At 69.6% G+C, this 20,663-nt stretch carries 21 protein-coding genes; 10 read left to right on the forward strand and 11 right to left on the reverse strand.

From position 1 onward, the window contains the following. Window positions 1–11: 11 nt before the first annotated feature. Entirely contained in the window at window positions 12–479 is a 468-nt protein-coding gene (locus ACIBLA_RS32385; protein WP_363243112.1) for a GNAT family N-acetyltransferase, read from the reverse strand. Between the two features lie 31 nt (window positions 480–510). After that, window positions 511–2,610, reverse strand: coding sequence for a bifunctional glycosyltransferase 87/phosphatase PAP2 family protein (locus ACIBLA_RS32390; protein ID WP_399200701.1), 2,100 nt, complete (start codon window positions 2,608–2,610; stop codon window positions 511–513). Window positions 2,611–2,860: 250 nt separating this feature from the next. On the opposite strand from ACIBLA_RS32390, the gene ACIBLA_RS32395 reads away from it, so the two are divergent. After that, window positions 2,861–3,949, forward strand: coding sequence for a DUF2330 domain-containing protein (locus ACIBLA_RS32395; protein WP_399200702.1), 1,089 nt, complete (start codon window positions 2,861–2,863; stop codon window positions 3,947–3,949). Window positions 3,950–4,053: 104 nt separating this feature from the next. Here the strand turns inward: ACIBLA_RS32395 and ACIBLA_RS32400 are convergent, their stop codons facing one another. From ACIBLA_RS32400 to ACIBLA_RS32410, 3 genes are all read right to left on the reverse strand, one after another. Beyond that, window positions 4,054–5,214 carry a PP2C family protein-serine/threonine phosphatase gene (locus ACIBLA_RS32400; protein WP_363243115.1) on the reverse strand — a complete coding sequence of 387 codons (1,161 nt, stop codon included), beginning with the start codon at window positions 5,212–5,214 and terminating at the stop codon, window positions 4,054–4,056. A 151-nt stretch (window positions 5,215–5,365) separates the two neighbouring features. Continuing rightward, on the reverse strand, window positions 5,366–5,560 hold the full coding sequence (locus tag ACIBLA_RS32405) for a DUF397 domain-containing protein (protein ID WP_363243117.1): 195 nt from the start codon (window positions 5,558–5,560) through the stop codon (window positions 5,366–5,368). Further along, entirely contained in the window at window positions 5,557–6,390 is an 834-nt protein-coding gene (locus tag ACIBLA_RS32410) for a helix-turn-helix transcriptional regulator (RefSeq protein ID WP_363243118.1), read from the reverse strand. Before ACIBLA_RS32410 ends, ACIBLA_RS32405 begins: the two co-directional genes overlap by 4 nt. Window positions 6,391–6,734: 344 nt before the next feature. Between ACIBLA_RS32410 and ACIBLA_RS32415 the strand changes: the two genes are divergently transcribed. Continuing rightward, a complete protein-coding gene (locus ACIBLA_RS32415) occupies window positions 6,735–6,989 on the forward strand; it encodes a hypothetical protein (protein WP_363243119.1) in 255 nt (84 codons plus the stop codon). 76 nt (window positions 6,990–7,065) lie between these two features. Here the strand turns inward: ACIBLA_RS32415 and ACIBLA_RS32420 are convergent, their stop codons facing one another. Then, window positions 7,066–8,211, reverse strand: a complete 1,146-nt coding sequence (locus ACIBLA_RS32420) for a serpin family protein (RefSeq protein WP_399200703.1) — start codon at window positions 8,209–8,211, stop codon at window positions 7,066–7,068. 166 nt (window positions 8,212–8,377) lie between these two features. Between ACIBLA_RS32420 and ACIBLA_RS32425 the strand changes: the two genes are divergently transcribed. Next, on the forward strand, window positions 8,378–8,881 hold the full coding sequence (locus tag ACIBLA_RS32425) for a GNAT family N-acetyltransferase (protein WP_363243123.1): 504 nt from the start codon (window positions 8,378–8,380) through the stop codon (window positions 8,879–8,881). Window positions 8,882–8,891: 10 nt separating this feature from the next. Here the strand turns inward: ACIBLA_RS32425 and ACIBLA_RS32430 are convergent, their stop codons facing one another. Then, window positions 8,892–10,940, reverse strand: coding sequence for an MFS transporter (locus ACIBLA_RS32430; RefSeq protein WP_363243124.1), 2,049 nt, complete (start codon window positions 10,938–10,940; stop codon window positions 8,892–8,894). Window positions 10,941–11,192: 252 nt separating this feature from the next. Here ACIBLA_RS32430 and ACIBLA_RS32435 point away from each other — a divergent pair, with 252 nt between their 5' ends. Both ACIBLA_RS32435 and ACIBLA_RS32440 read left to right on the forward strand, forming a co-directional pair. After that, a complete protein-coding gene (locus ACIBLA_RS32435) occupies window positions 11,193–12,098 on the forward strand; it encodes a peptidoglycan-binding protein (protein WP_399200704.1) in 906 nt (301 codons plus the stop codon). A 184-nt stretch (window positions 12,099–12,282) separates the two neighbouring features. After that, window positions 12,283–12,963: an HAD-IA family hydrolase gene (locus ACIBLA_RS32440; protein WP_399200705.1), complete on the forward strand. Its 681-nt coding sequence runs from the start codon at window positions 12,283–12,285 to the stop codon at window positions 12,961–12,963. Between the two features lie 67 nt (window positions 12,964–13,030). On the opposite strand, the gene ACIBLA_RS32445 is transcribed toward ACIBLA_RS32440, so the two are convergent. After that, window positions 13,031–13,222: a DUF1918 domain-containing protein gene (locus tag ACIBLA_RS32445; protein ID WP_363243147.1), complete on the reverse strand. Its 192-nt coding sequence runs from the start codon at window positions 13,220–13,222 to the stop codon at window positions 13,031–13,033. A 35-nt stretch (window positions 13,223–13,257) separates the two neighbouring features. After that, window positions 13,258–13,449 carry a DUF1059 domain-containing protein gene (locus ACIBLA_RS32450; RefSeq protein ID WP_363243127.1) on the reverse strand — a complete coding sequence of 64 codons (192 nt, stop codon included), beginning with the start codon at window positions 13,447–13,449 and terminating at the stop codon, window positions 13,258–13,260. Window positions 13,450–13,762: 313 nt separating this feature from the next. Here ACIBLA_RS32450 and ACIBLA_RS32455 point away from each other — a divergent pair, with 313 nt between their 5' ends. The 4 genes from ACIBLA_RS32455 (at window position 13,763) to ACIBLA_RS32470 (ending at window position 18,018) form a co-directional block, all read left to right on the forward strand. Next, window positions 13,763–14,428: an HNH endonuclease family protein gene (locus ACIBLA_RS32455; protein WP_363243128.1), complete on the forward strand. Its 666-nt coding sequence runs from the start codon at window positions 13,763–13,765 to the stop codon at window positions 14,426–14,428. 109 nt (window positions 14,429–14,537) lie between these two features. Then, a complete protein-coding gene (locus ACIBLA_RS32460) occupies window positions 14,538–16,232 on the forward strand; it encodes an alkaline phosphatase D family protein (RefSeq protein ID WP_399200706.1) in 1,695 nt (564 codons plus the stop codon). Between the two features lie 315 nt (window positions 16,233–16,547). Further along, on the forward strand, window positions 16,548–16,985 hold the full coding sequence (locus ACIBLA_RS32465; RefSeq protein WP_363243130.1) for a DoxX family protein: 438 nt from the start codon (window positions 16,548–16,550) through the stop codon (window positions 16,983–16,985). A gap of 376 nt (window positions 16,986–17,361) precedes the next feature. Continuing rightward, window positions 17,362–18,018 (forward strand): VTT domain-containing protein, encoded by a 657-nt coding sequence (locus ACIBLA_RS32470; RefSeq protein WP_363243131.1) that lies wholly within the window; start codon window positions 17,362–17,364, stop codon window positions 18,016–18,018. A 54-nt stretch (window positions 18,019–18,072) separates the two neighbouring features. Here ACIBLA_RS32470 and ACIBLA_RS32475 read toward each other — a convergent pair whose 3' ends face one another. Together ACIBLA_RS32475 and ACIBLA_RS32480 are read right to left on the reverse strand one after the other, a co-directional pair. Further along, the gene (locus ACIBLA_RS32475) at window positions 18,073–18,297 is read right to left on the reverse strand and encodes a DUF2277 domain-containing protein (RefSeq protein ID WP_363243133.1); all 225 of its coding nucleotides are present in this window, start codon (window positions 18,295–18,297) and stop codon (window positions 18,073–18,075) included. Window positions 18,298–18,428: 131 nt separating this feature from the next. Continuing rightward, complete coding sequence (locus ACIBLA_RS32480) at window positions 18,429–19,199, reverse strand: hypothetical protein (protein ID WP_399200707.1); 771 nt, start codon at window positions 19,197–19,199, stop codon at window positions 18,429–18,431. Window positions 19,200–19,299: 100 nt separating this feature from the next. Here ACIBLA_RS32480 and ACIBLA_RS32485 point away from each other — a divergent pair, with 100 nt between their 5' ends. Beyond that, window positions 19,300–20,544, forward strand: a complete 1,245-nt coding sequence (locus ACIBLA_RS32485) for an IS701 family transposase (RefSeq protein WP_399200710.1) — start codon at window positions 19,300–19,302, stop codon at window positions 20,542–20,544. Window positions 20,545–20,663: the final 119 nt, after the last annotated feature.

Consider the following 20,663-nt stretch of genomic DNA (forward strand, 5'->3'; position numbering starts at 1 on the left):
CCCGACCCTGCCTACAGCTCCAGCTCCCCCACCGTCTCCACCCCGCTCGTCTCCCCCGTCAGCCGGAACCCCAGCCCCAGGTAGAAGCGTTCGGGCCCGTCGTCGCCGGGGTGCCAGCTGGCGGTCAGGCGGGTGCCGCCTCGGCGGCGGATCTCGGCGGCCACGGATTCGACCGCGAAGCGGCCGTAACCACGCCCCTGTTCACCGGCGGCGATGTTGAGGCGCCACAGTCCCGAGCGGATGTCCTTGCCCGTGCCGTCGTCAGCCCAGTCGATGTCGTAGAAGGCCATCAGGAAGCCGACGGCCCGGTCGCCGTCCAGGATGAGACGGGGCCAGGCGGTGTCCTGGTGTACGTACGCCTCGGCGAGGGACTTGATGACCGGGGCGACGAGACGCTCCTGGTCCGGGCGGACCTTCACGCCGATCGCGGCGTCGAAGTTGGCGGCGGTGATCTTCTCCAGCCGGAGCGTGGTCGTCATACGGAGACGATAGGACCCCGGATCAAGTGGTTTATCTGACGGCCGACTTCGTGCCTTCCTCCCGCACGTCCAGTGCGGTCATGATGCCGGAGCTTTTCCCGCCCGCTCCTTTTCCTGCGTCGTCCGCCGGCTGCGCCCCCGCCGCCGCCCCGGCCTGGAGGCGGCGCGGCCCCGCCAGGACGTACGTGAGGGCGAAGCCCAAGCCCACGACGAGCGCCCCGCCCGCCGCGTCCAGCACCCAGTGGTTGGCGGTGGCGACGATCGCGCAGACCGTGAAGAGCGGGTGCAGCAGTCCCAGGAGCTTCATCCACATCTTGGGCGCGAGCAGGACGATCACGATCCCGCACCACAGCGACCAGCCGAAGTGCAGCGAAGGCATCGCCGCGTACTGGTTGGTGATGGTGGTCATCGGGCCGTAGTCGGGGTTCGCGAGGTCCTGCGGGCCGTGCACGGTGTCGATGTAGCCGAGGCCCGGCATCAGGCGCGGCGGCGCCAGCGGGTAGAGCCAGAAGCCGAGCAGCGCGAGCAGCGTGGCGAAGGCGAGCGAGGCGCGCGCCCAGCGGTAGTCGGCGGGGCGTCGTACGTACAGGACGGCGAGGATGGCGAGCGGCACCACGAAGTGGAACGACGTGTAGTAGAAGTCGAAGAATCCTTCCGCCCAACTGGCCTTCACGACCGCGTGGTTGGCCCACCGCTCGATGTCGATGCCGAGCGCTTCCTCGATGGCGAGGATCTGCTGCGCGTGCGACTCGGCGGCCTCGCGTCCGCCGGTGGCGGCGGCCCGGATGTGCGAGTAGACGGAGTAGCCGACGCGGATGGCGAGCAGTTCGAGCAGCAGGTTCGGCCGGCTGACGAGCCGTCGCCAGAACGGCGCGAGCGGGATACGTCTCCATCGCGCGGCGACCGGCTTCACGTACACGGTCGGGATCGGCCGCGCGAAGTACGGCGACGTACGTGTCAGGAACGGGACGGCGCAGGCGGCGGCCAGGGCCGTGATCAGCAGCACGTTGTCCCGTACGAAGTGCAGGACCGTCATGTTGGGCAGCATCATCCTGCCCGGCAGCGTCATGACTATCACCACGACCACCGGCCACACGGGCCGGTCCGCGGCCCGTGTGCCGACCCGGCCGACGAGGGCGAGCAGCAGCCACAGCAGCTGGTGCTGCCAGGCCGTGGGCGAGATGGCGACGGCCACGCAGCCCGTGATCGCGACGGCCAGCAGCAGTTGCCCGTCCAGGGCGTAACGCGCCGCGCGGCGCAGCCCGACGAAGCAGACGGCGGCGGCCAGCACGACGAACAGCGCGATCTCCAGCGGTCCTTCGAGGCCGAGCCGCAGCAGCGCGCCGTGCAGGGACTGGTTGGCGAGGCTGTCCGGGCTCTCGCCGAGCCCCGCGCCCGCGAGATGGCGTGTGACATACGTCCACGAGTCACTGGGCAGCGCGACCCAGGCGAGCGTCGTGCAGAGGGCGAAGGTGCCGACCGTCGTGAGGGCCTGGCGTCTGCGGCCGGTCAGCCAGAGCAGCGGGGCGAAGACGAGCACGACGGGCTGAAGGGCGGCGCCGAGACCGATGAGGAGGCCGGGGCCGGGTTCACCCCGCTCACCGCGTACGACGAAGAATCCGACCAGGACCAGAAGCACCGGAATGATGCTGGTCTGGCCGAGATGGAAGCTGTTGCGGACCGGCAGGGACAGCATGAGCAGGCTGATCGCGACCGGCGCGGCGAGCAGTCGCGTACGGCGTGACACCGTGCCCGGCAGGGCGCGCGCCGCGACGACGCCGAGGGCGACGACGAGCAGCAGGGTACCGAGCGTCCAGGCGACACCGAGGGCCTGTTCGGCGGCCCGGCCCAGTGGCTTGAGCACCAGACCGGCGAAGGGTGTGCCGGTGAACTTCCCGCTCTCGTAGAGCGAACCGGACACGTGCAGCACGCCGTTGTCCCCGATCCAGGTCTCCAGATCGAGCAGCCGCTCGCCGGGGGGCAGCCGCAGCACGGCCACCGCCTGCCGTACGGCGAGACCGGCCGCCAGCGCCCAGAGCACGGCACGCGCGACCCCGTATCCGCCCTCCACGGACCCGAATCCGCTCCCTGCCACCGTGCTGCCCCGCACACCCTGCTCCGCATTCGCCACGCCGCGCCGACCCTCCGTTTCCAACCCTCGACCCTGGGTCATGAGCCTCGCATTCCCCCACTGTGGAGACTCAGGCAACCCCCTCTTCGCCTGAGTGTCATCCCTGTTTTGTCCAAATGCCGATGAAAGCACCGATGACACCACAGTCGGCGACAGGAACCGGAACGGCGGGCTGGGCCGTCTGAGGCGTTGGGTTGACGCGGCGGGCGAACGGGCGCGCGGCGCGGCGGAACGGGGGAGGTTACGGAGGATGCGCAGGGCTCAACGGGTGCTCCTTGTGGTGTGTGCGCTGCTGCTGACGCAGCTCGGATCACTGATCGCACCGGCGTACGCGTGCGGCTGCGGCGCGATGGTGCCGGGCCGGCAGTCCACGATGGGCGTCGACAGGGAGACGTCGGTGGTCCGTTGGGACGGTGCGACGGAGCAGATCGTGATGCGTTTCACGGTGAACGGGAACGCTCCGGAGGCCGCGTGGATCATGCCGGTGCCGAGCCGGGCCGAGGTGGAACTGGGTGATCCGGACCTCTTCCGTGAACTCGACGACCTCACGGCACCCGAGTACCGCACGCGTTACTACTTCTGGCCACGCCACGACGACTGGCCGTTCGCGTCGGACGGTGACGGCCTGTCGGCCGGCGCGCCGCTGCCGGGCTCCACAGCACCTCCCGTCGGAGTCGTCGGCCGCGAACGCCTCGGCGACTTCGACGTGGCCCGCCTGACGGCGACGGACCCCGACGCGCTGCGGGACTGGCTCGACGACAACGGCTTCGAACTGCCCGCCGATCTCGCGACGGGGCTCCAGCCGTATGTGGACCAGGAGTGGGAGTACGTGGCGGTGCGGCTGGCCCCGGAGGAGGACGGCGCGACACTGGGCGGCACGCTGGACCCGCTGCGGCTGAGCTTCGAGAGCGACCGGCTGATCTACCCGATGCGTCTCTCCCGACTGGCGGACCAGCCCCAGTCGCTGGGCCTTTACGTGCTGGCGGACCATCGGATGGAACCGCGCGACGCGATCGGCGGGGACGCGCCGAAAGTCCGTTTCGCGGGCCGGATCTCGTCGGCGGAGTCACGGGCGGTGGGCGAACTGACGGGCGGCGAGCGGCCGTTCCTCACGGCGATCGACCAGTCCTTCCCACAACCGGAACGCATCGACGCGGACCACGAGTTGCGCGCGACGGCATCGGACACGCCGTACCGGCAGGTCTATTACGACGACGAACTGCGCATGTTCGCCGGCGTCCCCGCGTGGCTGGCGACCGTGGGCGGGGTGTTCGCGGTGCTGATGCTGCTGGTGGTGGGCACGGCCGTTCTGCGGGTACGACGCCGTGCACGGCTGTGAAACCGGGAGCCCGGACGCGCGCCGTCGCCACGCGATACAGAAACGTCACTGTCCGTTACGAGGCGACCGTTCTCGCAGCCATCCGGGAGAGCGCCCGCACCTGGTCAAGAGGGGGCCTGTGCGGACATGTGGCATGTGTCCCGTTCGACGATGATCATTGCCGCGTCGTCTGCCAGGCGCCCTCTTGTGTGATGAAGGAGGGACGCACGCAGCCGGTCCAGCAGCTCTTGAGGGGGGCAGTCGTGCAGCTGTGCCAGGTGCGCGGGCAGGTCGAAGAAGTTCCTGGCGGGGTCACGGGCCTCCAGTACTCCGTCGGTGTACAGCAGCAGCCGGTCACCCTGTCCGAACGAGTACTTCTCGACCGGCATGGGAGACGTGCTGAGGAATTCCTCCAGACCGAGCGGCGGCAATGGGCTCGCGGTCTCCAGGGGGCTGGCCTCACCCCCGCGAAGCAGCAGCGGTGGGGGATGGCCGCGGCTGACCAGTTCGATGACGGACGCATCCGTTACCTGGGCGAGGATCGCCGTGACGAACTCTTCCGCCGGATCCCGCGATTCCGTCGTCTTCGCGAGGTTCTCCACGCGGGTCAGCTCCCGTCGTAGCGCGGCCTCGCAGCGCAGAACCATGACGGGTAGTTCGGGTTCGTAGTGTGCCGCCTCGCGGAACGCGCCCAGTACCGCGGCGGCCGAGCGTACCGCGGGCAGACCTTTGCCCCGCACGTCCCCCACGATGATCCGGATTCCGAAGGGGGTGGCCAGCACCTCGTAGAGGTCGCCGCCGATGCGAGCCCCTGCCTCGGCGGCCAGGTATACGCCCGCGGCTCGCACACCTTGCAGGCGGGCAGGCACAGGGCGTAGCAGCACGTCCTGGGAGACCTGGGCGATCCGGCGGGCCTTCGCCAGCTCCTTCTCCCTGCGTACGCGCGCGATACTGGTCGCGAGACTGGCCACGGACACCACGAGCAGTACCAGCAGATTGGTATAGACCTGCTGAGTGCCCCATGCGTGGTTGTGGGTCGCGGTGGCGACGTTCACCGCCCCCGCCATGAGGATCACCGAACCGGTTCCCGCGGGGCCCATCGTGACGGCGGCCAGAGCAGGGGCAGGCGAGAGCAGCGGGCCCGTGTAGAGAAAGTGGGCGGGGGAAAATTCGATGGTGATCACCAACACGAGCACCACAAACGGCAGGGCCCTCGCGAGAGCGAACAGGGTCCTGCTGGAATTGATCAGGCCCACTCCGGATGCCGAGCCGTGGAACACTCGCATAGCTCCAGCCTCTCACCACACCAGCGCGGATGCTCTGTCCAGCTGGCGGACGCCGACCCGGGCCCAGGACCGAATCAGGAAGTGCCAAAGGCTCGCCGGGCCGGCCCGGCGAGCCTTTAGTGCTTCTGGCCGCGCTGCGGCGCGGGGCGGTTCACAGCGCCGCGACGAAGGCGCGCCAGCCCGCGGCTGAAACGGTGAGCACGGGCCCGCCGGTCACCTTGCTGTCCCGAACAGGAACGACACCCTGCGCGTGGGCGAACGTGGGCGACCACTCGACGCAGTTGCCGCCGTCAGGACCGCTGTACGAGGACTTGACCCATGCGTCGGGAACCGGTTTGGGGTTCACAGTGTCTCCATCTGCTCTCTCAGGAGGGCAGCGCTCTCCCGTGCCGAAAGGGCCTCGCTCGTCAATCCATCGTATGCGTGCGTCGCCGTTCGGACATGCTCGGGCTCCTCGATGATGCCCGCCGTGAGGTAGTTCTCCACGCACACCAGTGTCACGTGGCTCGCGGCGGTCAGGAACGTGACCGGCCAGTTGATGAGAAGGTGCGGCTCGGCATCAAGCGGCAACACTTGAAGGCGAGTTGTCGGCCGTGCACCGTGGTTCAGAAGCGCCCCAAGCTGCTCACGCATCACCTCGGCACCTCCGACGCGGCGCCGGATCACGGATTCACACAGCACGACGCGGAGGCTCGGCGGGGCGGCGCCCCGTAGAAGCTCCTGCCGAGCGAGCCTCGCCCGCACCGACGCCGAGATCTCCTTGTCACTGGCTCTTGGATCACCCGCCGCGAGCATCGCTCGGGCGTATGCGGCAGTCTGCAGAAGCCCCGGAATGACGGTCGGCGACCATTCCCAGATGGCAATCGCCTCGCGCTCCAACGCCATGCGGCGCCGAAAGAGCGCGGGAAACGACTGCGCCGTCACTTCTTCGTTCAGCCGTTTGAAAAGCCCGTCAGTGCCGAAGATCTGATCGAAAACCGCAGGGAGATTGCTGGGGATCGGCGGCACCCCCCGTTCCAAGCGGCTGATCGTCGACTTCGACGTCTTCGCCCTTCTCGCCAGATCCAACTGGGTCATCCTGACCTCGGGATGCAACTCCCTCGCATCCCGCAGGGCTTCACCGAACGCCCTGCGCGGATCGCTTGCCTCGTTGTCGGCATCTAGCGGCTCGGACATGACAAAACCCCTTGGATCAGTCCGCTGAGATCACCCGGGCCGCCCACATAAGCGCAGCTCAAACAGTCGCACATATGCCAGTGCGCCCAACTCGCAGGTTGAACCCGGTTTCCCTTCCAAAGATACATCCATCCGTCGCACTCTGAACATCCCTCATTACTCCCCGTTGAAGGGTGCGACGTGGACCCAATTCCCCTTCCCCCGGACGACCAACTCACCGTCCTCGTAGAGGAGGGCCACTTCTACCGCTTACGCCCCCACACCCCGCCCGCCGCGGACGGATTCGCCCCGGTGACATCAGATCTCCTCCAACACGTTCTCCACGGACTGAAAGGGCTGCCGGAATGACCCGCAGCGAGTCGCGGAAATTGCTGTCCCAGCTCTCCGAAGCCATCGGCGTGGACGGCGTCGTCGTGGTCCGGAAAGCCGAACCGGGCGCGGAAGGGGCCGACTTGGGCCCCGGCTCCGTACTCGCCTGGCCGCCGTGCGAATGCGGGCACCCCAAGTGCCCGGACTACAAGTCCGGTTCGGGCGCCGAAGAACTCCGCTCCCGCGTGGCCGAGCGGAACGGGCTCAGCCGACGCGACGAAGGGGAGTGAAGCCACGCGTCACGACGGCGGGGGGGCCAGTACCCGATCGGTACCTGCCCCCCCGGCGTGGGCGGACCAACGCGCGTTACTCCCCCACCACCGGCCCGCGCGGCGCACTCGCCTGCCATGCCGTGAACAGGGGCACCTCGCCCGTACCGTCCAGGACCACCACGCCGAACGGCCGGTCGAAGGCGATCCGCACCACACGCGGCGGCCGGGCCATCCCCGCGGCCCGCATGACGATCACCGTCACCGCCGCCGCCTCGACGCCCAGTTCGGCGACCTTCACCACCGCTTCCTGCACGACCCGCTGGATTTTCAGCCGTTCCGGCGACAGCCCGGAGAAGTCGGCGGCGTCGCTCGTCGCGTACGTCACGCCGAGCGCCGCGAGTTGGGGCGTGATCTCGGTCGTCGTACGGAGTTCGAGCCGCGGCAGCTCAAGGCCGATCATCTCGGTGTCGATCCGGGCGCGGCGCGATTCGGGCGCCCACGCCGCAGGCAGGACGTCCGCCGCCCTCGCCCCCTCCGCACCGAGCACGAACCTCACCCGCACGGCGGACTCGCCGCCCTCGCAGCGCAGTTCGACCACCTGCGCGCCGTCCACGGTCCAGCCGGAGGCGGCACGGAGTTGCCGCCGCATGGTCGGTACGTGCCGCACCGATCCGGCCGCGTCCGTGAAGGGCAGGTCGGCGGTGGCGCGCGCCTCGAAGGGAATCTGCCAACGCGCCTTCAGAGCAAGGACGTTGACAAGCGCGAGCAGCGTTCCCCCGTCGATTTCCACCGGCAGCTTCTCGATCAGCCCGCCGGTCGCCTCCCGTACCCAGGCGTCGATCTCGGCGGGATCCATGTGCCCGAAGCCGATGTCGGGAAGCGCTTCCCGGTACGCGCGATAGACCGGGATACGGCTCCATACCCGTGTGGCCACGCCGAGTTGCTCGGTCCGGGCCAGCGCGCGAGCGCTGTCGGTCACGGCCCCGGCGACACCGCCACCGATTCCACCGCTGCCCTCCGCGCCGCCGCCAAGCCCCAGCAACGCCTCCAGCTCATCTGCCGTCTCCCTCCGCGCCCCGGCGGTCACCGCGCCGAGCGCCAGCCACAATCCGGCGGGCGAGTACACGAAGTCGCCGTCCACGCCCCCGCGTTCACCATCGCCCCGTACCCGCAGCCACCGCTCGGCGAGCGCCTGCATCGCCCCGGTGTACGTCGTCAGCCCTGTCGTCTGTCGTCCCATGCGGTGAGCGTACGGCGAGCCTCCCGGCCACCCCGTTGAACGAGGACGGCCACGGTCCCAACGCGGCCGTCCTCGCGTCTCCGGGGGGTCTCCTGCCGACCGCCGCCTATCGGGTTGCCCGTATTCGGCTGGCCAAACAGCGCGGCGCCGGGATAGAGAGTTGACCATGAACTGGCACGTCCGCCCCGAGCCCTTCGACACCCCGCAGGCCGTCCGGCTGCGCCGCGACTACTACGACGAGGTCGCGAGCCGCTACTGGAAGCGCCCGGCGACCGAGGCGGAGATCGACGAGGGCCTTGCCGACGACCCGCCCGACCGACTCGCCCCGCCCACCGGCGAGTTCGTGGTCGGGCGGTACAAGGGCGTGCCCCAGGCGTGCGGTGGCGTACTGCTGCTGGACGGCCCCGGCTCCCGTACGGCCGAGCTGACGCGGGTGTACGTGCGCCCCGCCGTACGCGGCACGGGCGGCGGCCGTGCGCTGCTCGCGGCCCTGGAGGCGGCGGCGCGGCGGCTCGGCGCGACGCGGATGGTGCTGGACACCCGGCTCGACCTCGTCGAGGCGCGGGGCCTGTACGCCGCGTGCGGTTACGCGGAGATCCCGGCGTACAACGAAGGTCCCTACCGGGAGATCTGGTTCGGCAAGGACCTCGGCACGCCACCGGCAGGTTGAAGGCCCCGGCTCACACCGAGTGATCGCCGCGCGGCTCGTGCTTGTTGGGCCGTTCGGCGTCCGATCCGCACAACTCGGCGCTCAACTCCCGTACCAGCTCCACCAGATCGGTCGGCCGCTCCGGCCCCCACCAGTCGCCCAGCATCTCGGCCAGCGAATCCTCCCGCGCCCGTGCCAGCACCGTCGCCACGTCCAGGCCGTGCTCGGTGAGAACCAGCCCCACGCCCTCCCGGCGGGCCAGGCCGCGCTCCTCGATCTGCCGGGACGCTTTGTTGACGACGGGCAGCGGTACGCGGGCGGCGTCGGCGAGCCGGGCGGGCTCGACCACGCCGTGGCGCCTGATGCGCAGCAGCATCCAACTGGCCGCCGGGAGCAGGTCGAACCCCGACCTCTCGGTGATCGTCTCGTAGATCCGCCGGCGCCCCTCGCGGGTGCCGAGCACGGACAGCGCGCGGGCGCACTCGTCGAGCGATGAGCGCTGGACCGGGTTGCTGGCCAGGGTCTCGGTGGCCTCGGGGGCGGTCACCGAGCCGCGCAGCTTGTCCTCCTTGAGGAACCAGGCGACGACGAAGGCCACCAGGACGACGGGCACGGCGTAGAGGAAGACGTCGGTGATGGACGTCGAGTACGAGTTGAGCACCCCGGACCGCGTCGAGGGTGGCAGATTCCCCACGGAGCGCGGATCGGACGCGAGTCCGCCCGGCGTGACGCCGGGCGGCAGCCGCTGCCCGGCGAGGGAGTCGGTGAGCTTGTTCCGCAGCAGATTGGTGAAGATCGTGCCGAAGATGGCGACGCCGAACGAGGCGCCGATGGAGCGGAAGAAGGTCGCGCCGGAGGTGGCGACGCCCAGGTCCTCGTAACGGACGGAGTTCTGCGCGACCAGCACGAGCACCTGCATGACCAGGCCCAGACCCGCGCCGAAGACGAAGAAGTACGCGCTCATCTCCCAGGTGCCGCTGCTCACCTCAAGCTGGTGGAGCAGCAGCAGTCCGACCGCGGTGAGGCCGGTGCCGGCGATCGGGAAGACCTTCCAGCGGCCGGTGCGGCTGACGATCTGGCCCGACACGGTGGAGGTGAGGAGCAGCCCGAACACCATCGGCAGCATGTGCACACCGGACAGGGTGGGGGACACGCCCTGCACGACCTGGAGGAACGTCGGCAGATAGGTCATGGCGCCGAACATGGCGAAGCCGACGATGAAGCTGATGACGCAGACGAGCGCGAAGGTCCGGATACGGAAGAGCCCGAGGGGCAGTACCGGCTCATCGGCCCGCCGTTCGACCCGGATGAAGAGGACCAGCAGGATCACGGCGAGGACGGCGAGGCCGATGATCTGGCCGGAGCCCCAGGACCAGGTGGTGCCGCCGAGCGAGGCGACGAGGACCAGGCAGGTGGCGACGGAGGCGATGAGGAAGGTGCCGAGGTAGTCGATGGTGTGCTTGGTCGAGCGCACCGGGATGTGCAGGACGGTGGCGATGACGGCCAGGGCGACGACGCCGATGGGCAGGTTGATGTAGAAGACCCAGCGCCAGCTCAGATGCTGCGTGAACAGTCCGCCGAGCAGCGGTCCCAGGACGCTGGTGGCGCCGAAGACGGCGCCGAACAGGCCCTGGTACTTGCCTCGTTCGCGCGGCGAGACGATGTCGCCGACGATCGCCATGGACAGCACGATGAGCCCGCCGCCGCCGAGGCCCTGGAGGGCACGGAAGATGATCAGCTCGGCCATGCTCTGGGAGATGCCGCAGAGCGCCGAGCCGATGAGGAAGATGACGATCGCCGTCTGGAACAGCCTCTTGCGGCCGTACTGGTCGCCGAGTTTGCCCCACAGGGGGGTGGCGGCGGTCGAGGCGAGCAGATACGCGGTGACGACCCAGGACAGATGGTCGAGGCCGCCGAGGTCGCTGGCGATGGTGGGCAGCGCGGTGGAGACGATGGTCTGGTCGAGCGCGGCGAGCAGCAGGCCGAGCAGCAGGGCGCCGATCGACACGTAAACGGACCGCGGGCTCTGGCCCTCGCCGGGTCCGGGAGCCGAGGGCGGGGTGCTCACTTCCTGAGCCATCGGTATCTCCTCGGGTCTGCGCCTGCCCCCATCCTGATTGTTCTGCTGATGTATGGCCTGTTATGTCCTGCCGAACGGCCGCTCAGGGCTCGCCCGGCGGCCACTCAACCGCCGCGCAACGGCTCCTCAACGGCCAGGACGCGGACTTGCCTCCCGACGGCATCGGGCCGGGCTGCATAATCGCTCACAGCCCAAGGGAGGGGACCCACATTGACCGGACAGCACTGTCCCGGATGCGGTACGCCGCGGGACATGTACGGCCGATCGGGCGCCGGCTGCGACTGCTCGGAGCGGGCGGCGACAGCGGCGGCCGAGGACTTCGACCCACTGCGGATACGGCCGTACGTGGCGCTGGAGGACCCGGACGGGGCCGTACCGTCCATTCCCCCACCGCCACCGCTGCACGGCGGCGACCGGTCGGAGGGCACCGACCCGGCCGAGACGATGCAGCTGTCGCTGCCGGGCCTGCGGACGATGGCGCCGGGAGCCGCTCCGGGCGCGGGGGCCGATCCGGAGCGGACCGGCGGGCGCAGGACGTACGCGATGGTGGCGCTGGCGGCGGCGGCCGTGGCGGTGATCGGTACGGCGTCGTTCGCCGGGGGGCTGTTCACCGGGGACGACGGTGACGGGGCGACGTCCGATCTGAATTCGGGGCTGCCGACGGCGAGTGTGCGGACGGATCCGTCGGATTCCGCCTCGACGCCGGGGTCGGCGTCGGCTTCGGCGAGCGCGTCCGCGAGTGCGTCCGGGTCGAAGTCGGCGACGAGCGGCCCGCCGTCACCGAAGCCGGAGCCCACCACGCCGAGCAAGGCCCCGACGAAGGCGCCGCGGCCGGAGGCGACGCCGGGGGCGGAAGACAGTCTGCGGCGCGGGGACAGCGGGGCGGAGGTCGAGGAGCTTCAGCGCAGGCTGTCGGAGGTCTGGCTGTACAACGACGGATACGACGGCCAGTTCAACGAGAGCGTGGAGGCGGCGGTCCGCGTCTACCAGTCGTACAAGAGCATCGAGGGCGACCCAAGTGGTGTGTACGGCTCGAACACCCGCCGCGCGCTGGAGGCGGAGACCAGCGGGAACGGCCGGGAGCAGGGCGGTGGCGGGCCGGGTGGCGGAGGTCCGGGCAACGGCGCGTCGGGCCGGGGGGAGGGCTGGCGAAACTGACCGGCCAAGAACCCGAGAACAGCCGGCCAAGAACCCAAGAACAGAGGGGCCGCCGAGAGGGTCGGGGTGGCGCGATCACCCACCCACTTTGTATAGTCGTTGAACAAAGCGGTTCTCGTCCGTGTCCCTGACCGGCGGGCGAGAGCCGCTCTTGCCTGCGCTTCCCCCCGCTTGGAGTCCGCCGATGCCGGCCAACGCCCCGACCACGACGACAACCGTCCTGTCCGTCCGCGCGCTCCTGCTCGACATGGACGGGACCCTCGTCAACTCCGACGCCGTCGTGGAACGCTGCTGGCGCCAATGGGCGATCGACCACGGCCTGGACCCGGAGGAGGCGCTGAAGGTCGTGCACGGCCGCCAGGGCTACCTGACGATGGCGGTACTGCTGCCGGACCGGCCCATGGAACTGAACCTTGAGGACAACCGCGTGATGCTTGCGCAGGAGACGGCGGACCTGGACGGCGTTGTCCCCATCGCGGGCGCGCCCGCGTTCATGGAGGCGATCGCCGCCCTGCCGCACGCGCTCGTGACCTCGGCGGACGAAGCCCTCGCCACGGCCCGCCTGACGGCGTCCGGCCTCCCGATCCCGCTGGCCCGCGTCACGGCGGAACACGTATCCGCGAGCAAGCCCGACCCGGAGGGCTTCCTGAAGGCCGCCGCGCAACTGGGCGTCGACCCCGCGGACTGCCTGGCCCTGGAGGACTCCGACGCGGGCATCACAGCGGCCCGCGCGGCGGGTATGCGGGTGCTGGGCGTAGGGCCGCGGGCGGCGTCCCTCTCCCCGACCGCCCACACCCACGACCTCACCGACGTGCGTGTGACCTCACAGCCGGACGGCACGATCCAGGTCCACGTCGGCGCCTGACCCGCTCGCGCTACGGCACGCCCGTCTCCCCTACGCGCCTCTTACACGTGCTGTTCACGCGTCCTGTTCACGCGTCTCCTCGGTGCTTCACCTGTGAATCAGGACCCGGCACCATGATCGATTCATGGCCACGCTCGTCACGCACCCTGAAGGGCGGCGTATGAGGCGGCCCCAGAATCTCGACGACCTCGACCACCCGGTCCTGCTCGCCAACAACCCGCCCGTGCACCACCAGCCGGTCGCCCTTGTTCGCCTCCATGAATCCACCCTCCAGGGCCATCCCCGAATTCGGTCTCACGCGTGCTGCGGGACCTCGTCCTTGAGCATGGTCCGGACCTGCTCCCGCAACTCCGGAGTGTCCTCGTGTCCATGCACGGACACCGCGTGATCACCTGCGGCACGCACTACTTCTTCTTCCTCACCGGAGATCGTGAGCGTGCAATTGCTCTCGCTCGGGAAATCCCGGCAATCAGCTACCTTGCGCATGACGCACCTCCTCCCTTCCAGTGTCCGCCCGTCGTCGCCCGTACGCGACTGTCACCGGCATCGCCCCCGGCCGGCCCTCCCGCGACATTTGCGCCTGTACGTCAAATAACCCCCGTCCGCGCGCTGTTGGCGCCCCTTGACGCCCCTCACAACCTGACGACAGTCGCCCCGAAACTCTTGATGTGACGTGCTCATGTCGTCACTCTGTTACCTGGTGCCCATCTCTCAGCAACCCGGCGCCGCAACGATGGCCCCCAGGTCCGGTCCAGAACGGTTCGGACGGTCAGCTTCCCCCCACGACAAGGGAGTTCGCATGTCAGGTATCTACGCGCGTCAAGGCCGTTCCGCCGGACGAATAGCCCTCATCGCCGCCTCCGCCGCGCTTGTCTCGGCCACCGCGCTGCTCGTCGCCCCCACGCCCGCCCAGGCATCCCCGCCCACCCCCATCGCCGCCTCCACCGCGCGCACCTACCTCGGCCAGCTGACCGTGCGCACCGAGGGCTCCACCAGCGGTTACAGCCGCGACCTGTTCCCGCACTGGATCACCCAGTCGGGCGCCTGCGACACCCGCGAGACCGTGCTCAAGCGTGACGGCAGCAACGTCGTGACGAACTCCAGCTGCCAGGCGACCAGCGGCAGTTGGTACTCCGAGTACGACGGCGCCACCTGGACCGCCGCCAGCGACGTGGACATCGACCACATGGTGCCGCTCGCCGAGGCGTGGACCTCGGGCGCCAGCAGCTGGTCGACCGCGCAGCGGCAGGCCTTCGCCAACGACCTCGGCAATCCGCAGCTGATCGCGGTCACGGACAACGTCAACCAGTCCAAGAGCGACCGCGACCCGGCCGAGTGGATGCCGCCGCGCGCCGCGTACCACTGCATGTACGCCCGTATGTGGGTGGACGTGAAGCACGCCTACGGCCTGTCCGTCGACTCTGCCGAGAAGAGCAAGCTACAGAGCGTCCTCAACGGCTGCTGACACCCACTGGACGGCCGGCCCGGAACCGCTCGGTGCCGCCTTTCACAGACCGGAACCTGGTCGGCCCCCTCCGTCGTTCCGTACCGTACGGGGCGACGGAGGAGGCACCATGACCGGGCTGCGCCTGGGACCACTGCTGCGCTATGTCGACGGGGAATCCGCCGGCACGGCCACGATCTGGGTCGAGACGGACCGGCCGTGCACGGCCGAGGTCCGCTGCGAGGGCGGCGCGTACGGCTCGTCGCGCACGTTCCTGATCGCCGGGCACCACTACGCGCTGATCCCGGTGACCGGGCTGACGCCCGGCACGACGGTCTCTTACGAGGTGCTGCTGGACGAGGTACGGGTCTGGCCGCCCGAGGACTCCCCGTTCCCGCCGAGCGTGATCCGTACGCCGGCGCCCGCCGGGCCCGGCGCACCCGACGGGCCGGACACGCCCGGCGCCCCCGACCTCCACGTCTCCTTCGGCTCCTGCCGCTGGGCCTCCGCGCCGGTCGGTGAGCCCGACCCGGTCGGACCCGACGCCCTGCACACCCTCGCCGCGACCCTGACGGCCGACCCCGGAGCCGTACGCCCCGACGTCCTGCTCCTCCTCGGCGATCAGGTGTACGCCGACGAGACGTCGAAGACCACGCGCCGATGGCTGGCCGAGCGCCGTGATCTGGCCGTACCGCCGGGCGCGGAGGTCGCGGACTACGAGGAGTACACGCACCTCTACGACGAGTCGTGGAGCGACCCCCAGGTCCGCTGGCTCCTCTCCACCGTCCCGAGCTGCATGATCTTCGACGACCACGACGTGATCGACGACTGGAACACCAGCGCGTCGTGGGTGGCCGAGATGCGCACCGAGCCGTGGTGGCGGGAGCGCATCCTGAGCGGCCTGATGTCGTACTGGGTCTATCAGCACCTCGGCAATCTCTCCCCCGCCGAACTGGCCTCGGACAAGCTGTACGCCGCCGTGCGCGCGGAGCAGGACGGCACCGACCGGCTGCGGGAGTTCGCCGCCGAGGCGGACGCCGATCCGGCCTGTGTGCGCTGGAGTTACCGCCGCGACTTCGGCCGGACGCGCCTGCTGATGGTCGACTCACGGGCGGCCCGTGTCCTGGAGGAGGGGCACCGGGAAATGCTCGACGAGGAGGAGGCCCGATGGGTGCGCCACCAGGCGCTGACCGATCCGGGCGACCGTGATCATCTCCTCATCGGCACCTCCCTGCCCTGGCTGCTGCCGCCGCTGGTCCACGACGCGGAGAGCTGGAACGCCGCGCTTGCCCGTGGCGAGCGCGGCAAGCGGTGGGCGCGCTTCGGCGAGGCCCTGCGCCGCGCGGCGGACCTGGAGCACTGGGCGGCGTTCCCGACGTCGTTCGACAAGCTGGCGCGGCTGATCGCCGAGGTGGGCAGCGGGCCCGACGCACCGGCGACGATCTGCGTGCTGTCGGGCGACGTGCACCACGCGTACGTCGCCGAGCCTGCCTGGCGCACGGGGCAGCCGACGTCGCGCGTCGTCCAGCTCACCTGCTCGCCCGTGCACAACTCGATCCCGCTCTCGATCCGCCTCGGATTCCGGTTCGGCTGGAGCAGGGTGGGCCGGCGGCTGGGCCGCGCGTTCGCCCGGCACGGCCGGGTGGCCGCGCCGTCCGTCACCTGGGGCAGGACCGGCGGGCCCTGGTTCGGCAATCAGCTGATGACGCTTTCGTTGCGGGGACGTACCGCGCGGCTGAGCCTGGCCCAGGCGCAGGCGGTCGGCGGAGAGCAGAACGGGGGGACGCGCCTCGTGACCGTCGATGAACGGGAGTTGGCCCCGTAAGGACACCGGGGTGGCCTCGGAGCCGTACATACACACCGTTTGACGCCCTTTCATCCGCACTCATTCCTCTATGACTGGTTCCTCCGTACCGGACATTGGCCTTCGCATGCCCTGCCGAACGGGACGTCCGTCGCAGTCGCGACAAGTGCGCCGAAAGAAGCAGGTCAGACGACACGCCTCGAATTCGCTCCGGAGAACGGACGTTCGGCCGAGAAACACCCGTCATCAGAATGTTGAACTTGCAAGCATTACTGAGGGTGGCCTAACGTGAAGGCTCTCGTCGGTTACGTCCCGAACCGAAGGAGCCCCACCCCCATGTCCACACGCCTCAACCATGCGCAGCCGTACGCCCTCGGACTCTTCCGCATGGTGATCGGACTGCTCTTCGCCTGCCACGGCGCCGCGACACTCTTCGGCGTCCTCGGCAAGGACACCCTGGAAGCCGGCACATGGCCCGGCTGGTACGCCGCCGTCATCCAGCTCGTCGGAGGCAGCCTGGTCCTCCTCGGCCTGGGAACCCGGATCGCCGCGTTCGTGGCCTCGGGCTCGATGGCGTACGCGTACTTCAACGTCCACCAGCCCGACGGGCTGTTCCCCCTGGAGAACGGCGGCGAAGCCTCGGCGATCTTCTGCTGGGCCTTCCTGCTGATCGTCTTCAACGGCCCCGGCGCACTCTCGCTGGACCGGCTCATCGGCGCGCGCGGCACACGCGAGCCGGAGCGCCGGGACGAGCCCACGGCGGTGGCGGCCTGACAGACAGTCAGCCCGGCGGTCGGCCCGGCGGCGAGACAGCCGGAAAGGCCGAACAACTCGAACAGCACGAACAGTTCGAACGGCTCGTATAACCCCAACAGCAGTACAGGCGCCCGGATCCCGTTTCGACGGGGTCCGGGCGCCCTCCTGTCCGGCAGACTCGGCCCGACACTCACATTCGGCCATTCCCTGATCTCAGCCAACACGCAAACAGGAGGTGGACAACACCCGCCCCGTGGGAAGGTGGTCCACCACACGGGCGTACGCTGTATGGCTGACAGCCACCCTCCATTCGCTTCGCGCGAGAGGAGGTTGACGGTCAGGGGGATACGAGGCCGGGGGACTTCGGCTTCGTTACGGAAACGGGGATGCAAAGGTGCTGGAGAGTCTGGGCGCGCTGACCGGCAGCCCATGGATCTACGCTGTTGTGGCGCTCTCCGTGCTTCTGGACGTGTTCCTGCCCGTCCTGCCCAGCGGTGTGCTGGTGATCACGACCGCCACGGCGGCGGCAGCGGGTACCTCGGCGGTCGCCGACGCCGCCGGCAAGGTGTCGCACGTGGCGCATGTGCCTCAGGAAGTGCCTTCGCTGCTGGTGCTGATGGTGTGCGCGGCCGTCGCCTCCGTGATCGGCGACTTCGTCGCGTACCGCCTCGCCTGGCGCGGCGGCGACCGGCTGGCCCGCGCGATCGCGCGCTCACGCCGGCTGACCACCGCGCAGGAACGCCTCGGCGCGTCCCTCACCGGCGGCGGGATCCTCGTCGTGATCGCGCGCTTCGTCCCGGCGGGCCGCTCGGTGGTCTCGCTGAGCGCGGGCGCCGCGCACCGCAAGATGAAGGAGTTCCTGCCCTGGTCGGCGCTCGCGGCCGTGGCCTGGACGGGTTACAGCGTGGGCCTCGGCTACTTCGGCGGCCAGTGGCTCGGCGCGAGCTGGTTCGGCGCGGCGGTGTCGGTGCTGGCGCTGTTCGCGGCGGGGGTGGTGGCCGCGTACATCGTGCGCCGCCCGCGCGCACGGGTCCCGGCGCCGGCCGTCTGAGACGACGAGGCCAGAACCCTCACGACCCCCACGACCCCCACGACCCCTACGGCCTCAGGCGCGGGCTGCCGCGCCTCGTACCTCGATGCCGTCGAGCAGCCGCATCGTCGAGGCGGCGATCTCGTCGACGGCCCGGTCGAACACCTCGCGGTTGTGGGCCGCAGGGGCGCGGAACCCGGAGACCTTGCGTACGTACTGGAGGGCGGCGGCCCTGATCTCCTCCTCGGTGGCTTCCTCGGGGATGACGGGCGGACGGAGAGTCTTGATACTGCGGCACATACCTCCAGTGTGACCGATCGCCGCCGCTGGTGGGTTCGGAGACAGAACTGACCGCTTCTGCCGCATGCCTAGTACTCCAGCCGCAGATCGTGATCACGATTTGAGTCGTCGCGGTAGTTGGCCATGTGGGCTTATGAGTTCTTACAGGGGAAGGCATACTGCCCGCCGAGTCGGAGTACAGCAACCATGTACAGGCTCACGGACACCGTCGGAAGCAGAAAGGCGAGAACCGTGTGGACGACGAGCCCTCGCCCTGGGGCAAGGCCCAGATGTGCCCGGGCCGCACGGCTCACGCGGGGCCTGGAGACACCTCGCGCGGCGTTCGCGTCCGCCTTCTCGATCGCCCGGTGTAGCTTTCTGCGGCTTCTCTCGGTCGTGATACCCAGTCGCACACCGTGGGCATCGAGCACCAGCAGGGTCCGGTACGTGCTGCCGTACGAGAAGGTCGTCAGCAGCCGAACGGTAGTGATCCGGTTGAGGTCGACGGACCGTTCGCCGGTCAAGGTGTGCGCAGCCAGGTGCGACGATGAGTGCCGGAACGGGGCTCGCTCCTCGCACAGTGCCGGTAGCAGGACGGAGCTGGCGATCACGGACAGCAGGCCGAGCACGATCGGTGCGCCCTCGGGGATTGCCCCCGCCCTGGCCAGCCCGTAGCCGCCGAAAGGCAGCAGAAGGACCGTCACCGCCAGGGCCGATCCCATGCGTGCACGCGCCACGCTGCGGGTTGTGGTTGCTTCCATTGACGCCCCCCGTTTCTGCCAGCAGACATCAGCATGCGTGCGCGGCGGATCTCTGCGCATTGCCGGTGTCCGGCAATCTTCGGCTCGGGATCCAGCGGGTCCAAGCGCCAGTACCAGCAGGACTCCCTGATCTCGTCGTTCGTCGGGGAACAGGACGGCCACTGCGTGATCTTGGTGAGGTGTGAGGACTCTTCAAGATAGTGCGGTGGCCGCGAGCCGCAGCGTAGACCCTGCCCGCTGGCAGGAGGCGTTCGAGGCCCTGATGAGCCAGATAGCGGGCCGTTTCGCGCGGGTTGAACCCCGGCGGCGGGTAAGGGACTTGGTGTTGGGACTGCTATCGGACCTGCCGCGCAAGAACTGCTGGTCGATCGCCGAGTGGGCCGGGGAGGCGAGTCCGGACGGCATGCAGCACCTGCTCGGCCGGGCCAGGTGGGACGCCGACCGCGTGCGTGATGACGTGCGTGAGTATGTGCTGGAGCATCTGGGCGACGAGGATGGGGTGCTGGTGGTGGACGAGACCGGGGACGTGAAGAAGGGCACGCACACCGTCGGTGTCCAGCGCCAGTACACCGGCACCGCCGGGAGGATCGAAAACGCGCAGGTCGCGGTCTACCTCGTCTACGCGGGCCGCCGCGGGCACGCGGCGGTGGACCGGGAGCTGTACCTTCCGCGCTCGTGGACGTGCGACCCGGACCGCTGCCGGGCGGCCGGCCTGGGCGAGGACACCGTCTTCGCGACCAAGCCAGAACTGGCCGCCCGGATGATCGGCCGGTTCCTCGACGCCGGGCACCGCGTGGGCTGGGTCGCGGGGGACGAGGTCTACGGAGGAAACCCGAAGCTGCGGTCTGCGCTGGAAGAGTGCGGCACCGGCTACGTGCTTGCCGTCGCCTGCTCTTACGCAGTCACCGCTGGCGCCAAGAAGTTCCGCGCGGATACCTTGGCCGCGAAGGTGCCGAAGCGGGCCTGGCAGAAGCTGTCGGCAGGGGCCGGCGCCAAGGGACACCGCTTCTACGACTGGGCCGTCATCGACCAGGCCGAACCCCGGATCGGCCGCCACCAGCTGCTGATCCGCCGCAATCGCGCCACCGGTGAACTCACCTACTACCGCTGCTGGTCGCCCGGCCCGGTGCCCCTGGCCACACTGGTTCGCGTCGCCGGGTCGAGATGGCGGGTGGAGGAGACCTTCCAGGCCGGAAAGGGCCTGGCCGGACTGGACGAGCACCAACTCCGCCGCTACAACTCGTGGTCCCGCTGGGTCACCCTGGCCATGCTCGCCCACGCCTTCCTCGCTGTCGTCCGCGCCGACGAACACACGCGTTATTCCTCACCCGACGGGGACGGGCTCATCCCGCTCACCTGCAACGAGATCCAGCGACTGTTCACGACTCTGGTCGTCCAGCCCGTGCACAACGTGGCCCACCGGCTCGCCTGGTCCATCTGGCGACGTCGCCACCAGGCCCGAGCTAAGGCCAGCCATTACCGGAGGCAAGCCGCGAGTCCGACATGAAGATCACGATCTACGGCTGGAGTACTAGTGTTGTGAGTCTTAAGTTTCCGTAGAGTTGTCTCATGACGCGTCCGGGACCGAAGCTTGTGCCGTTGGATCTGACCGATGTCGAGCGGTCG

Origin of the sequence: Streptomyces sp. NPDC050433 (assembly GCF_044458565.1) — a bacterium.
Taxonomy (GTDB): domain Bacteria; phylum Actinomycetota; class Actinomycetes; order Streptomycetales; family Streptomycetaceae; genus Streptomyces.